Annotated in this window: 13 protein-coding genes; 2 read left to right on the forward strand and 11 right to left on the reverse strand. The window is 68.5% G+C overall.

Going from position 1 to position 13,679, the window contains the following annotated elements; translation table 11 throughout:
• Nucleotides 1-52: 52 nt before the first annotated feature.
• From epsC to ACSQ9I_RS15865, 10 genes are all read right to left on the reverse strand, one after another.
• A complete protein-coding gene (gene epsC, locus ACSQ9I_RS15820) occupies nucleotides 53-967 on the reverse strand; it encodes a serine O-acetyltransferase EpsC (protein ID WP_436309029.1) in 915 nt (304 codons plus the stop codon).
• Nucleotides 968-1,029: 62 nt separating this feature from the next.
• Nucleotides 1,030-1,245 carry a TOBE domain-containing protein gene (locus tag ACSQ9I_RS15825; protein WP_028250350.1) on the reverse strand — a complete coding sequence of 72 codons (216 nt, stop codon included), beginning with the start codon at nucleotides 1,243-1,245 and terminating at the stop codon, nucleotides 1,030-1,032.
• A 36-nt stretch (nucleotides 1,246-1,281) separates the two neighbouring features.
• The gene (locus ACSQ9I_RS15830) at nucleotides 1,282-2,082 is read right to left on the reverse strand and encodes an ATP-binding cassette domain-containing protein (protein ID WP_436313727.1); all 801 of its coding nucleotides are present in this window, start codon (nucleotides 2,080-2,082) and stop codon (nucleotides 1,282-1,284) included.
• 6 nt (nucleotides 2,083-2,088) lie between these two features.
• Nucleotides 2,089-3,045, reverse strand: a complete 957-nt coding sequence (locus tag ACSQ9I_RS15835; protein ID WP_436313728.1) for an aliphatic sulfonate ABC transporter substrate-binding protein — start codon at nucleotides 3,043-3,045, stop codon at nucleotides 2,089-2,091.
• Between the two features lie 14 nt (nucleotides 3,046-3,059).
• Nucleotides 3,060-3,893, reverse strand: a complete 834-nt coding sequence (ssuC, locus tag ACSQ9I_RS15840; protein ID WP_436304171.1) for an aliphatic sulfonate ABC transporter permease SsuC — start codon at nucleotides 3,891-3,893, stop codon at nucleotides 3,060-3,062.
• 21 nt (nucleotides 3,894-3,914) lie between these two features.
• Nucleotides 3,915-5,084: an FMNH2-dependent alkanesulfonate monooxygenase gene (gene ssuD, locus ACSQ9I_RS15845; protein ID WP_436313729.1), complete on the reverse strand. Its 1,170-nt coding sequence runs from the start codon at nucleotides 5,082-5,084 to the stop codon at nucleotides 3,915-3,917.
• Nucleotides 5,085-5,185: 101 nt separating this feature from the next.
• On the reverse strand, nucleotides 5,186-6,142 hold the full coding sequence (locus ACSQ9I_RS15850) for a sulfonate ABC transporter substrate-binding protein (RefSeq protein ID WP_436313730.1): 957 nt from the start codon (nucleotides 6,140-6,142) through the stop codon (nucleotides 5,186-5,188).
• A gap of 31 nt (nucleotides 6,143-6,173) precedes the next feature.
• Entirely contained in the window at nucleotides 6,174-6,311 is a 138-nt protein-coding gene (locus ACSQ9I_RS15855; protein ID WP_436304174.1) for a hypothetical protein, read from the reverse strand.
• Nucleotides 6,312-6,422: 111 nt separating this feature from the next.
• Nucleotides 6,423-7,007 (reverse strand): NADPH-dependent FMN reductase, encoded by a 585-nt coding sequence (ssuE, locus tag ACSQ9I_RS15860; RefSeq protein ID WP_093108776.1) that lies wholly within the window; start codon nucleotides 7,005-7,007, stop codon nucleotides 6,423-6,425.
• A gap of 111 nt (nucleotides 7,008-7,118) precedes the next feature.
• Entirely contained in the window at nucleotides 7,119-8,147 is a 1,029-nt protein-coding gene (locus tag ACSQ9I_RS15865; protein WP_436290265.1) for a sulfate ABC transporter substrate-binding protein, read from the reverse strand.
• Between the two features lie 129 nt (nucleotides 8,148-8,276).
• Here ACSQ9I_RS15865 and ACSQ9I_RS15870 point away from each other — a divergent pair, with 129 nt between their 5' ends.
• Both ACSQ9I_RS15870 and mnmC read left to right on the forward strand, forming a co-directional pair.
• Nucleotides 8,277-8,549, forward strand: coding sequence for an oxidative damage protection protein (locus ACSQ9I_RS15870; RefSeq protein WP_093108778.1), 273 nt, complete (start codon nucleotides 8,277-8,279; stop codon nucleotides 8,547-8,549).
• Between the two features lie 15 nt (nucleotides 8,550-8,564).
• Complete coding sequence (gene mnmC, locus ACSQ9I_RS15875; protein ID WP_436313731.1) at nucleotides 8,565-10,442, forward strand: FAD-dependent 5-carboxymethylaminomethyl-2-thiouridine(34) oxidoreductase MnmC; 1,878 nt, start codon at nucleotides 8,565-8,567, stop codon at nucleotides 10,440-10,442.
• Here mnmC and ACSQ9I_RS15880 read toward each other — a convergent pair.
• Nucleotides 10,418-13,639, reverse strand: coding sequence for a hypothetical protein (locus ACSQ9I_RS15880; protein WP_436313732.1), 3,222 nt, complete (start codon nucleotides 13,637-13,639; stop codon nucleotides 10,418-10,420). The two genes, mnmC and ACSQ9I_RS15880, sit on opposite strands and share 25 nt — an antisense overlap.
• Between the last annotated feature and the right edge of the window lie 40 nt (nucleotides 13,640-13,679).

Here is a 13,679-nt window from a genome sequence, read left to right on the forward strand (position 1 = left end):
GAAGCGCCAGGAATTATCCGAAGCGCCTATGACCTTTTCCGGAAAAGCCCAATCACGGCAGCCGGTGCTGCGGCGCGTTCTGCAGGCTCGCCTGCGTCACGCTGGCGCCGGCCGGCACGTCGTCGATGATCCAGACGTTGCCCCCGATGGTCGCGCCCTTGCCCAAGGTCACGCGGCCCAGGATGGTGGCGCCGGCATAGATCACCACGTCGTCTTCCACGATCGGATGGCGCGGCAGTCCCTTCTGCAGGTTGCCTTCGACATCGGTCGGAAAGCGCTTGGCACCCAGCGTCACGGCCTGGTAGAGGCGCACGCGCTTGCCGATCACCGTGGTCTCGCCGATCACGACGCCCGTGCCGTGGTCGATGAAGAAGCCGGCGTCGATCTGCGCGCCCGGATGGATGTCGATGCCGGTCTGTCCGTGCGCGAGCTCGGCCACGATGCGTGCCAAGAGCGGCAGGCCCAGGTCGTAGAGCTGGTGCGCGAGGCGGTGATGGATCATCGCCAGGATGCCGGGGTAGCACAGCAACACCTCGTCGACGCTGCGCGCGGCCGGGTCGCCCTGGTAGGCGGCGATCACGTCGCCGTCGAGCAGGCGGCGAATGCCGGGCAGCGCGGCTGCGAAAGCGCGCACCGCCTCCTCCGCCTCCGCATCGATCTCGGCCGCATCGCGCGGCTGGTGACGCGCGTTGTAGCGCAGCTCCAGCCGGGCCTGCGTCAACAGCGACTGCAGGGACGAGTCCAGCGTGTGGCCGACGTAGAAGTCCTCGCTCTCGTGCCGCAAGTCGGGCGGCCCAAGCCGCATCGGGAACAGCGCGCCTTTCAGCGATTCGACGATGCCGGCCAGCGCATCACGCGAGGGGAACTCGCGGCTGCCCGGTTCGCGCGAACGCTTCTGGGAATCGCGCCATTCGTCGCGCACCTCGTGCAGCGCGCTGACGATTTCACTTACATCGAATCCGGCCATGGCTTGCTCCTTGTTTCCGCACATTGTTGCGGCATCGGGAGCAAACGCGGCGTCGGAAGGGTTTAGAGCTTGGCGATGGACACTTCGGTCGATTTCACCAGCGCGACCACGTCGGAGCCGGGCTTGAGCTGCAGCTCGTCGACCGAGCGCGTGGTGATGACCGAGGTCACGATGCCCCAGGCGGTCTCGACGTCGACTTCGGAGACGACGTCGCCGCGGATGATCTCGCGGACCTTGCCCTTGAACTGGTTGCGGACGTTGATGGCTTGGATGGACATGGAGGGACTCCTGTTGAAAAAGAAGGAAGAAGAAGATCAGACCGCCCAGCGCAGGACGTGCGCCGGCCCGTCGGCCCAGCGCGCCGGCTCGCCATCGGGTTTCTGCAGCACGCGGTCGAGGATGCGTTTCTCGATCGCCGCGAAAGCCGGATCGCCCTGCGAGCGCGGCCGCGCGAGCGCGATGTTTTCGTCCAGCGCGATGCGGCCGTCCTCGATCAGGATCACGCGGTCGGCCAGCGCCACGGCTTCCTGCACGTCGTGCGTGACCAGCAGGGCGGTGAAGCGGTGACGCTGCCACAGGTTCTCGATCAGGCGATGCATCTCGATGCGCGTCAGCGCATCGAGCGCGCCCAGCGGCTCGTCGAGCAGCAGCAGCCGAGGGTGATGCACCAGCGCACGCGCCAGCGAGACCCGCTGGCGCTGCCCGCCCGACAGGCGCGCCGGCCACTCGGCCTTGCGGTCGGCCAGGCCGACCTGCGCGAGCACTTCTTCGCCGCGCACGCGCGCCGCCGTCGGCAGGCCCAGCGTGACGTTCTCGAGCACGCGGCGCCACGGCAGGAGGCGCGCCTCCTGGAACATGATCCGCGTGTCGTCGTGCAGCCCGTCGACGGGCTTGCCGTCGGTGTAGAGGCCGCCTTCGGAGGCTTCCTCGAGGCCCGCGATCAGGCGCAGCAGTGTGCTCTTGCCGCAGCCGCTGCGGCCCACGATGGCGATGAACTGGCCCGGCTCGATCGTGAGCTGCGTGTTGCGCAGCACCTCGCGCGCGCCGTAGCGCTTGTGGAGACCGCGCGCTTCGAGCCGCACGCCGGCAAAGCCTTGCTGGAGGATGGCGCTCATGTTTTTTCAGACTCCGGGGTTGAACAGCGCCACGTCGAGCGCATTGAGTTTCTTGGGCAGGAGCTTCTCGGCGAAGAAGGCATCGGCGATGCGCTGCTGCTCGGCCAGGCCGCCAACCACCACCGGACGCACCGCGTAGCTGCGCCGCGCATTGGCATGCTCGACCGTGGCGGTATCGAGCCCCCACACTGGCGCCAGCAGGGCGGCCGCTTCCGCGGGCTTCTGCTTGACCCAGAGGCCGGCCTTGTGCAGTTCGCCGTAGAGCACGCGCAGCACGTCGGGACGCGCGTTCGCGAACGGCGTTCCGGCCAGGTAGTAGCGCTGGTACGACGCGATGCCGGTGCCGTCCGCCAGCACGCGCAGCTTCGACTGGCGCTGCGCCGCGGAGAGGAACGGGTCCCACACGACCCAGGCATCGATCGCACCGCGCTCGAAAGCGGCTCGGCCGTCAGCCGGCGTGAGGTACGCGGGCTCGATGTCCTTGAACGAGAGGCCGGCCTTGTCGAGCGCGGCGATCAGCAGGTAGTGCACGCCGGCCGCCTTGGCGAAGCCGACCTTCCTGCCCTTGAGATCGGCCACCGACTGGATGGGCGAATCGGCCCGCACGACGATCGCCTGCGCGGCCGGGGACGGCGCCTCCTGCGCGACGAAGGTCAGCTTCGCGCCCGCGGCCTGCGCGAACACCGGCACGGTGTCGGCCACGTCGGCGCTGAAGTCGAGGTTGTCGAGATTGAGCGCTTCGAGCAACGGCAGGCCGCTGGTGAACTCGTGCCAGCCGATCTTGACGCCCAGCGGCGCGAGCTGCCGCTCCAGCGTGCCCTGGGTCTTGAGCACCACGGTCAGCGTCGACGACTTCTGGTAGCCGATGCGGATCGTGGACGGGGCCGCGCCTTGCGCATAGGCCATGCCACCGGCCAGTGAAGCCAATGCGCCGAGCGCGGCGCGCCGAGTGAGAGAAGTCATCTCGCCCTCCTCCTTCATTTCGCCGCCTGGTAGCCCGGATGCCAGCGCAGCCACCAGCGCTCCAGCCCGCGGGCGAACACGTCGGCCAGCTTGCCGAGCAACGCATAGAGCAGGATGCCCACCAGCACGATGTCGGTCTGCAGGAACTCGCGCGCGTTCATCGTGAGATAGCCGATGCCGGCCTGTGCCGAGATGGTTTCGGCCACGATCAGGATCACCCACATGAGGCCGAGCGAGAAGCGCAGGCCCACCAGGATCGAGGACAGCGCACCGGGCAGGATCACCTCCTTGTAGAGCTGCCAGCGCGAGAGCCCGTAGGTGCGGCCCATCTCGATCAGCTGCGGGTCCACGTTGCGGATGCCGTGGAAGGTGTTGAGATAGATCGGAAAGAACACCGACACCGAGATCAGGAACAGCTTGGCCGATTCGTCGATGCCGAACCAGAGGATCACCAGCGGAATGAGCGCCAGCGCCGGGATGTTGCGCACCATCTGGATGGTGGAATCGAGCAGGGTCTCGAAGAACTTGACCGAGCCGGTGAGCAGGCCCAGCGCAAGGCCGAGCCCGCCGCCGATGGCCAGGCCCGACAAGGCCCGGCCGGCGCTCACCTTCACGTGGGTCCACAGTTCGCCCGAGACGGCCAGCGCCCACGCGGCCTTGACCACGTCGATCGGCGCCGGCAGCACGCGGGTGGAGAGCCAGCCGAGCGACGAGGCGATCTGCCACGCGACGATCAACCCCACGGGCACGAGCCAGGGCACGAGGCGCTTGGCGACCCCGAGCCCGAAGGCTTGCGCCGAGCCCAGCGAAGGTGCCGCGACCGGCAATGGCTGCACTTGTTCAGTCATGAAGAGAGTCCTTTGCCTTGATCAGCTTTGCGAAACGAGGCGCGAAGGCGCATCGAGATTGGCGACGACCTCGCCGAAGGGACCGGTCAGCGCCCCGCCCGGCAGGCTCGGGCGCCGCTTGCGCGGCAAGAGCGGGAACACCAGCTCGGCGAAGCGGTAGGCCTCTTCGAGGTGCGGGTAGCCCGAGAGGATGAAGTTGTCGAGGCCCAGCGCCGCGTACTCCTCGATGCGCGCCGCCACCGTCTTCGCATCGCCCACCAGTGCCGTGCCGGCGCCGCCGCGCACCAGACCCACGCCGGCCCAGAGATTCGGTGAGATCTCGAGCTCGGCCCGGGTTCGCTTGGCGCCGCCGGCGTGCAAGGCGGCCATGCGGCGCTGGCCTTCGGAGTCCATGCGCGCGAAGGCGGCCTGGGCGCGGATCACGGTGGCGTCGTCGACGCGGCTGATCAGCTCTTCGGCAGCCTTCCACGCCGCGTCCTCGGTCTCGCGCACGATCACGTGCAGGCGGATGCCGAACTTCACCGTGCGGCCCTTGCGTGCGGCGCGTTCGCGAACGTCGGCCACTTTCTTTGCCACTTCGGCCGGCGGTTCGCCCCAGGTCAGGTAGGTATCGACCTGTTCCGCCGCGAGCTCGTGCGCCGCCGCCGAGGAGCCGCCGAACCACACCGGCGGATAAGGCTTCTGCGTCGGCGGGTACAGCAGCTTCGCGCCCTTCACGCTCAGATGCTTGCCTTCGTAGTCGAAGCTCTGGCCTTCATGGCTGCGCGCGATGATCTCGCGCCAGATGCGGATGAATTCAGCCGACTGCTCGTAGCGCGCTGCATGGTCGAGAAAGACGCCGTCGCCCTCGAGCTCGGACTGATCGCCGCCGGTCACCAGGTTCACGAGCACGCGCCCGCCCGAGAGCCGGTCGAAGGTCGCGGCCATGCGCGCGGCCAGGCTGGGCTGGTGCAGCCCGGGCCGCACCGCGACCAGAAACTTGAGTTGCCGCGTCGCGCCGACCAGGCTGGCCGCGATCACCCACGGGTCCTCGCAGGAGCGGCCGGTGGGGATCAGCACGCCCTCGTAGCCGAGCTGGTCGGCCGCGCCGGCAACCTGCTGCAGATAGGCCAGGTCGACCGGGCGCGCGCCCTCGGTGGTGCCGAGGTAGCGGCTGTCGCCGTGGGTGGGAAGAAACCAGAAGACTTGCATGGTGTGATCTCGATCAGATGGCGAAGAGAAAGCGCCGCAGGCCCCACGCCAGTGCCGTGGTGCGAAGCACCCGCACTGCGCGAAGCCGCAACAGCGCGCTGTCAGGCAATACCGGCGGCCGCTGCATCGAGCACGTTGATCTTCTTGGGGATCAACCCGAGCGAGAAAAAGGTGTCGGCGATCTTCTGCTGCTCCGCCAGGACCGCCTTGGTGATCGGCCTCGTGCCGTAGTTCGCGCGCCCCACCACGACGTCGACCACCGGCTGCGGAATGCCCCACAGCTGCGAAAGCTCGGCCGCGAACGCGCTCTTGTTGGTCTGGCCCCATTGGTCGACCCGGTCGATCTCCTCGGTCAGGATCCGGATCACGTCGGCGTTCTTCTCTGCATAGCCGAGCGAGGAGAAGTAGTAGGCGCGGTTGCCCACCACATCCGTGGCGTCGGCGAGCACCTTGGCTTCGAGCGTCTTCTCCGCCGCGGCCAGGAACGGGTCCCAGATCACCCAGGCGTCGATCGAACCCTTCTCAAAGGCGGCGCGCGCATCCGAGGGCGGCAGGAAGGCGAGGTTCACGTCGCCGTAGCCGAGGCCGTGCTTCTCCAGCAGCTTGACCAGGAAGTAGTGGACGTTGCTGCCCTTGTTGAGTGCGACCTTTTTACCCTTGAGGTCGGCCACCGAACGAATCGCCGATCCCTTGGGCACCAGCACCGCTTCCGATTGCGGGCGCGGCACGGTCGCCGCCACATAGGCCAGCGGCGCACCCGCGGCCTGCGCGAAGATCGGCGGCGCTTCGCCGACGTCGCCGAAGTCGATCGAGCCGACGTTGAGCGCCTCAAGCTGCACCGGCCCGGCCGTGAACTCGGTCCACTTGAGCGAGACCTTGAGCGGCGCCAGCCGCTTCTCCAACGTGCCGCGGCCCTTGAGCAGGCTCAGCACGCCTTTCTGATGGCCGATGCGCAACTGCCGCGCCGGGGCCTGGGCAAGTGCCGCCAGCGAAGGCAAGGCGATCGCGGCCGCGGCGCCCTGGACCAGTTGGCGGCGCTTCGATGAATGCAATGTCATGGTGATGCTTTCGATGGATGGAGCCAGCGGCTCAGGTGGCGGTAATGAAGCCGACGATCAGCGCAATGGCGGCGACCACGACCACGCTGATGGCGAGGTCGCGCAGCGCGCGCCACAGCGGACGCGGCGGCGCATCGATGGCAAGGTCTTCGGTGCTGACAGGGTTCATGGCGGATGTCTTTCAGGCGTGAGTTGTCCCGCGCCGCGCGCCGGCGGCGAAAAACCAATGTGGAAAAAGAAGGGGGGGAGGCGCTCTCGCGCCGGGCCGGCCGGCCCGGGCTCAGACGCTACATCGCACGCGCGAGAAGGGCACCGGCTCGAAGCCGCTGGTGGCGGGCAGCTTGAGCCCTTCGCTGGCCAGCGTCTCCACCGCATCGTCGAGCCGCTGGGCGAGCTCCTGTTGCAGCTGGTACGCGCCCTCGGGCTGCAGCGTGACCTGGCCGTCGGTCGCATACACGCCGGGCAGGATGTGCCGTGCCGCGAGCGACTGCAGCACGGGCCGCAGCGCGTAGTCGAGCGCCAGCATGTGGTGCGGGCTGCCGCCGGTGGCCAGCGGCAGCACCGTCTTGCCCTTGAGCGCGGACTGCGGCAGCAGATCCAGAAAGACCTTGAGCACGCCGCTGTAGGCCGCCTTGTAGACAGGCGTCGCGATCACGATCACGTCGGCGCGCCGCACCTGTTCGACCGCATGCTGCACGGTGGGATGCGAAGCCTCGCCCAGCAGCAGCGCATGTGCTGCCAGCTCGCGGATCGCGAGACGATCGGCCGGCACGTCGCGCAGCGCGAGCCGCGCGGCCACCGCATCGAGCAGCACGGCCGAGCGCGAAGGCGCCGACGGGCTGCCGGCAATCAGGAGAACAGTCACGATTGCTTTCGTTCGAAGATGGTTCTTTTTCAGGGGGCCGCCGCGCCCGGCCGCCCCCGGCAGGGGGTTGGCGTACCGACACGAAGTGCGGGGAGCCTGGGGGCGAGCTGGTTACTTCTGCTTCGCCGTGTAGATCTGGTCGAAGGAGCCACCGTCCGCGAAGTGCTCCTTGTCCGCCTTGGCCCAGCCGCCGAAGGCCTGGTCGATGGTGAACAGCGTGAGCTTGGGGAACTGCTTCTCGTACTTGGCCTTGGCCTTGTCGGAGGTCGGGCGGTAGTAGTTGCGGCCGGCGATGTCCTGGCCTTCGTCGGAGTAGAGGTACTTGAGGTATTCCTCGGCCACGGCGCGCGTTCCCTTCTTGTCGACCACCTTGTCGACCACCGTCACCGTGGGCTCGGCCAGGATGCTGACCGAGGGCACGACGATGTCGAACTTGTCGGGGCCGAATTCCTTCAGCGCCAGGAAGGCCTCGTTCTCCCAGGCCAGCAGCACGTCGCCCACGCCGCGCTGCACGAAGGTGATGGTCGAGCCGCGCGCACCCGTGTCGAGCACCGGCACGTTCTTGTAGAGGCTGCCGACGAACTCGCGGGCCTTGGCGTCGCCGCCGTACTTGCGCTTGGCGAACTCCCATGCGGCCAGGTAGTTCCAGCGCGCGCCGCCCGAAGTCTTGGGGTTGGGCGTGATCACCTGCACGCCGGGCTTGGCCAGGTCGTCCCAGTCCTTCAGGCCCTTGGGGTTGCCCTTCTTCACGAGGAAGACGATGGTCGAGGTGTACGGTGCCGAGTTGTGCGGCAGGCGCTTCTGCCAGTCGGCCTTGACCAGGCCGCCATGCTTGACCAGCGCGTCGGTATCGCCGGCCAGCGCCAGCGTGGCGACGTCGGCGTCGATGCCGTCGATGATCGAGCGCGCCTGCTTGCCGGAGCCGCCGTGCGACTGCTTGATGCTCACGTCCTGTCCGGTCTTGCCCTTCCAGTACTTGGCGAAGGCCTTGTTGTAGTCGACGTAGAGCTCGCGCGTCGGGTCGTAGGACACGTTGAGCAAGGTCACGCTTTGCGCGAACGACGGCAATGCCGTCAGGGCGATGCTGGCGGCAGCGGCGGCGCCGAGGGAAAGCTTGATAAAGTCGCGGCGAAAGCTCATGGTCTTGTGCTCAGGAGGGCATAACAGTGAAGCTGCGAATTCTGAAGAGCGCATAAAGAAACTGGAACGACCGAGTTCTCAGTTCTAAATAGCGAAATCAACTAAGCAACCCACACGAAGGCAATCCAAATGGCACGCATGGTCCAGTGCATCAAGCTCGGCAAAGAGGCCGAAGGGCTCGATTTCCCGCCCTACCCCGGTGAACTCGGCAAACGCCTGTGGGAGAACGTCAGCAAGGAAGCCTGGGCCGCCTGGCTCAAGCAGCAGACCATGCTGGTCAACGAGAACCGACTGAACCTGGCCGATGCCCGTGCCCGCCAGTACCTGGCGCGCCAGATGGAAAAGCACTTCTTCGGCGAGGGCGCTGACGTCGCGCAGGGCTACGTTCCCCCGACGAACTGATCGCCTGCCCGCGCCATGACCGAGCCGGTCGATTGGCGGGCCGACGGCGTGCCGCAGAGCGCGCGCTTTGGCGATATCTACCACTCCGAAAGCGGCGCGCTGGCGCAGGCCCGGCATGTGTTTCTGGCCGGCTGCGGCTTGCCTGAGGCCTGGGCCGGGCACCCGCAATGGCGGATTCTCGAAACCGGCTTTGGTCTCGGCCTCTCTTTTCTGACAGCCTGGCAGGCTTGGCGAGCCGATCCTCAGCGCCCGCGCCTGCTGCATTTCGTCTCGGTCGAAGCGCACCCGGTGTCGCGCGACGATCTGCTGCGCGCCGCCGCGGCCTATCCGGAACTTGCCCCGCTGGCCGCCGAGCTGGGGGCGCAGTGGTGGGGCCTGTTGCCCGGCTTCCATCGACTGGTCTTCGACAAAGGCCGCGTGCTGCTCACGCTGTGCATCGGCGATGTGCAGGCCATGCTGCGCACGCAGCAGCACTTCGAGGCCGACAGCATCTTTCTGGACGGCTTCAGCCCCGAGCGCAATCCGCAGATGTGGTCGCCCGAGACACTCAAGGCCGTGGCACGTTTTGCGCGGCGCGGCACCCGCATCGCGAGCTGGACCATCGCACGGACGGTGCGCGACGCGCTGGCGCAGCGCGGCTTCCAGCTCCGCAGGGCGCCCGGCCTGCCGCCCAAGCGCGATTGCCTGCAGGGCGTGTTCGAGCCGGCCTGGCAGATTCGGCGCCGCGCGCCGCTGCCCGCGCCCATCGCGGCGCCGGGGCGCTGCGCGGTGATCGGTGCGGGACTAGCCGGTGCAGCCGTGGCGGCCAGCCTGGCGCGGCGCGGCTGGCAGGTCACGGTGCTGGATGCCGGCGATCGCCCGTCGGCCGGGGCCTCGGGCCTGCCCGTCGGCGTGCTCGCGCCGCATGTGTCACCCGACGACGCGCTGCTGTCGCGCCTGACCCGCGCCGGCGTGCGAGCCACGTGGCAGCAGCTTGAGGCGCTGCTGGCGGAAGGCAGGGATTGGCGGGCCTGCGGCGTCCTCGAACGGCGCGCCGCGGGCCAGGATCGCCTGCCCGCCGACTGGACGGCCGAAGGCCCCAATGAATCGTGGCACGCCTCGGCCGCGCAGATTCGCGAAACCGGACTGCCGGCCGATGCGCCTGCACTCTGGCATGCGCGCGGCGGCTGGGTGCGGCCGGCGCGGCTGGTTCAGGCCTGGCTGGCGCAGCCCGCCATCGAGCTCGCCACCGGACGGCGCGTGGCACGCATCGAAGCGCCGCAACCCGGGCTCGCCTGCTGGACGCTGCACGACGCCCAAGGCGCCCTGCTGGCCGAAGCCGAACGCGTGGTCATCGCCGCCGGCTTCGAAAGCCGTGCGTTCGCGCCCGCGCTGGCGCTGCAGCCCGTGCGCGGCCAAGTCGCCTGGGGGCGCATGGACGACGGCACGCGGCTGCCTCGCGTGCCGATCAACGGCGACGGCCATCTCATTGCGCATGTACCCGACGCCGATGGCGCGCTCTGGCTCACGGGCGCCACCTTCGACCGCGACAGCAGCGATGCCGCGCCACGCGGCGCCGACACCGAATCGAACCGCGAGCGGCTCGCCAGGCTCCATCCCGATGCTGCGCTGCAGCTCTCGTCGGCGTTCGAGCGCGGCGACGCGAAGGCATGGGCCGGCGTGCGCTGCGCGTCGGGCGACCGCCGGCCGCTGGTCGGCCCACTCGACCCGGCATCGTCGCAGGGCGTGTGGCTCTGCACCGCGATGGGCTCGCGCGGCCTCACATTCGCCGCGCTGTGTGCCGAACTGCTTGCGGCACAGTGGCACGGCGAGCCCTTGCCGCTTTCGGCGTCGCAAGCGCGGGCCCTGGATGCGCAGCGTTCCAGCACTCAGATGTTCGCCAGCGCCAGATAGTCCAACAGCGTCGAGCCGCCCAGCGTGGCGAAAGGCAGCAGCACCGCCTTGACCAGCGGCTGCTGCCAGAACGGGGCGAAGGCGCCCATGCGCAAGCTCTCGATGCGCGACTGCAGCAGTTCGAGCTGCTTGGGTGTGGCCTCGCCGGGCGCGGCCGGCGCCTTGGCGTTCGCCCGCATCAGCGCATCCTTGACCAGGTCGAGCGCATGCCGGCGCGAGGCCTCGGCGGCAAGGCGCAGCGCCAGCGCGCAGCCCAGCGCGACGACCGCCCCGCCGACGGACAGGACGATGGTGCTCACCGGCATGGTCCACCGGTCGAACACCGCGCTCCTCGAGAGCAGCAGCAGCGAAATCACGATGAAGGGGTAGTAGATGAGGTGCGTGACGCTGCGCGTGCGCAGCGCGATGAACTGCAGGTCGACCCAGTTGTCCAGGTGGGCCCGCGGGATGCCGGTCTGCGCCTCGAACAGATCCAGCGTGGCTTCGGGCCAGTTCGCGGCCTGCTCGCGCAGGCCGCGCACGAAGCCGACGCAGAAGGCGGTCGCATCGACGACGAAGAACACCAGGAAGTACATCGCCACCAGCGACGGAATGCGCAGGCCGTCGTGCACCGCGAGGGACAGATCGCCGCGGTACGGCACGGAGCGATCTTCGTCGAAGGCCAGCACGATCAGGTAGCTCCATGGCAGCGCCGCGGCCACATAGGCCGTGGTGCGCAACAGCCGCGCGCTGAGCCTGTTCTGCGCCACGTAGCGCTTCCAGAAGTCGAGCACGGGTGCCAACATGCCGTGCGCGGCCTGCTTTGAGCGGCTGGCGGCGGGCACGAAGCGCATCGAGAACACCTGGGCCAGCTTCTGCCACCAGCGCAGCCGCGCCTGGGCCTCGCGCTGCTCGGCAATCAGTTCGCGGCGCGTGCGGCCCAGGTGGAATTCGCGCGTGATCTCGTCGAGGTTGCGCGTGAGCGCGCCCCAGCCCCGGAAGAGCAGGTACAGGCACAGCACCAGATTTAGCACGCGAATGGCTTCCGTCGGCCAGAGACTGATGCCTTCGAACGCAGTCAGCGGCTTGCCTTCGCGCGTGAGCCACTCGGCAAAGGGCTGCCAGTGGGCGGCCAGCCAGAGCGGCAGCTCGAGCTGCAGCAGCACGACAAGCACCGCCAGCGCCGCATAGCGCGCGAGCAGCGCGGAGCCGTCAGGTGCGCGGGCGACGAAGCGCCCCAGGAAGCGCCGTGCGCCGAGGCTGATGAAGAGCGCGGGCGCCCACAGGGCGAGCACGAGAAGGCTCGCGATCAGGATCAGCGTGGCCTCCCGCGGCATCGGATAGCGGGCCGATGCGGGCGGATGGACGTCTTCGCATGCGGTCCAGCCCTCGCCCCGGCACGGATTCGATGTGGCCTTCTGCGGGCCCTCGTTCGCCGGACGACCGTAGAACTCGAAGGCCTCGGTGCGGCCGATCTCGAAGATCCGCGGTGTCTTGAACCACCGGGCAATGGCCGCCTGCGACAACGGCCGCGTGGGATGCCGCGCGTCGTCCATGGCGATCCGTGTCGTCAGGAAAGTGGACACCTGGTAGCTGTCGCGAAACGGCGGTGCGCCGCCTTGCAGCTCGTCCCGCAGGCGCAGGCCGAAGCTGGAGGCGACGATGAGGTTGCGTGTCCAGGCCTGCTCGCGCGGATGCAGGAAGCGCGCATCCAGATCGGTGGTGAAGAAGATGGCGTTCGGAAACTCCGGCTTGAGCGCCTGCAGCACCAGCAGCTTGTCGTGCACATCGTTGCCCAACACGCCGATCGCGCGCAGACCCATGCCGTCGGCACTGGCGGCACGTACGCGTCGGTCCTTCTCGCGCATCTGCACGGCGAGACGGCGCAGGTAGTCGAACTGGCTCTGGCCTTCGGCGCGCTCGATGAAGGTACCGTCCTTGCGACGGGTCGCATCCTTGTCGCCTGGCGCCTGCTTGCCGCCGCTGGCGGAATCCGACGCGCCCTGGCCGCCCGCAGGCAGTTGGCCATCGAGTCCGCGCACATAGTTGAAGGAGTTGATGCAGAAACCGCGCTCGTTCGCCGCGGGCCGGAATTCGCGCCGCAGACTGCGGCCGTACAAGGTGTCCCACTCGGCCACCACGGCGACATGGCTCGGCGCAGGGTCCGGCTTCTCCCCGTTGCTCGGACGGCAGGCTTTCCGGTAGGCCTCCACCTCTTGCTCCGCCGTCAGCGTCGGGGGCGGATCCGATTCGCCGCGGTCCGGCCCCAGCGCCTCGATCGTGAGCGGCCTCAGGCCGCGCAGCTCCAGTTCATCGATCAGCCTGGTGGCGAGACCTCCGTCGTTGCCGATGGTGCGCACCAGCAGCGCGCCCCTGGACTCGAAGAAGTCGGCAAGGCTCGACTCGGCGTCCGGAAGCAGGACATCGTCGGGCACGGTCGCGTACGGCGAATAGAAGCGCATCGGCGGCGCGGGCACCTTGCCCTTGAGGCTGGACTTCGCCGCTTCGTCGATCATGGCCTTGAGCCCGTCCGAACCGTTCGGTCCAATGACGCGCCAGCTCGCGCCGGACTCGAGAAAGGGCCGCGCCAGTTCCGCCATCCGCGCGAACGGTGCATTGTCGAAAGCCTCGCTCCGAAGCCACATGACGAGCACGCGCCGAAGATCATCGTTGTTCCCGCGCGCATCCAGTGTGGGTTCGAACCACTCGTAGGGTATGGGCTCCGGCGATCTCGCGTACGGACCGGGACGAACCGGCGGCGGAAAGAAGTAGCCCAGATGTTCGGTATCGACGGGCGAGAGCCGGCTTGCGTTGAGGCCTGCCAGCACCGCATAGCGTCCTCGCCTGCGACTTTCGACGTTCTCCGAGTAGGGTCCGCCCGGCAGCATGACCGCGAGGATCTCCACCGGCTGCCTGGACCGGATCTCCCGGGCCAGGTCGGCGGCGGTGCGCCGCGCGTCGTCCGCCTCCGCCCTTTTCGCGTCGTTCTTCCTGGCCTCCACCCGGCCCTTGGCGACCGCGCCGAAGGGATCCTGCCAGAGCCGCGCGTCGACATCCTGCAGCGAGAAATGCTGCGCAAAGCGCGGTTCGCCGGCCGGCAGACGGGTGGTTTCGAGCGGTGCCTCGCGCACGAACAGCGCACCCGCGAGCAGCAGCATCACCGCGATGAGGCCGTTGCCTGAAAGACCGCCCAGCCCGGACTTGGAATCCTTTTCCATAGGACCCCCTTCGCTGTGCAGTCTAGGGACGCGCTTCGAC

Source organism: Variovorax sp. LjRoot84 (genome assembly GCF_964254305.1).
GTDB lineage: Bacteria > Pseudomonadota > Gammaproteobacteria > Burkholderiales > Burkholderiaceae_C > Variovorax.

Coding starts and splice junctions, on each gene's coding strand:
- ACSQ9I_RS15865 (WP_436290265.1), bottom strand. CDS start 8,147: ATGAGCTTTCGCCGCGACTTTATCAAGCTTTCCCTCGGCGCCGCCGCT.
- mnmC (WP_436313731.1), top strand. CDS start 8,565: ATGACCGAGCCGGTCGATTGGCGGGCCGACGGCGTGCCGCAGAGCGCG.
- ACSQ9I_RS15835 (WP_436313728.1), bottom strand. CDS start 3,045: ATGACTTCTCTCACTCGGCGCGCCGCGCTCGGCGCATTGGCTTCACTG.
- ACSQ9I_RS15825 (WP_028250350.1), bottom strand. CDS start 1,245: ATGTCCATCCAAGCCATCAACGTCCGCAACCAGTTCAAGGGCAAGGTC.
- ACSQ9I_RS15830 (WP_436313727.1), bottom strand. CDS start 2,082: ATGAGCGCCATCCTCCAGCAAGGCTTTGCCGGCGTGCGGCTCGAAGCG.
- ACSQ9I_RS15880 (WP_436313732.1), bottom strand. CDS start 13,639: ATGGAAAAGGATTCCAAGTCCGGGCTGGGCGGTCTTTCAGGCAACGGC.
- ACSQ9I_RS15850 (WP_436313730.1), bottom strand. CDS start 6,142: ATGACATTGCATTCATCGAAGCGCCGCCAACTGGTCCAGGGCGCCGCG.
- ssuD (WP_436313729.1), bottom strand. CDS start 5,084: ATGCAAGTCTTCTGGTTTCTTCCCACCCACGGCGACAGCCGCTACCTC.
- epsC (WP_436309029.1), bottom strand. CDS start 967: ATGGCCGGATTCGATGTAAGTGAAATCGTCAGCGCGCTGCACGAGGTG.
- ssuC (WP_436304171.1), bottom strand. CDS start 3,893: ATGACTGAACAAGTGCAGCCATTGCCGGTCGCGGCACCTTCGCTGGGC.
- ACSQ9I_RS15870 (WP_093108778.1), top strand. CDS start 8,277: ATGGCACGCATGGTCCAGTGCATCAAGCTCGGCAAAGAGGCCGAAGGG.
- ACSQ9I_RS15855 (WP_436304174.1), bottom strand. CDS start 6,311: ATGAACCCTGTCAGCACCGAAGACCTTGCCATCGATGCGCCGCCGCGT.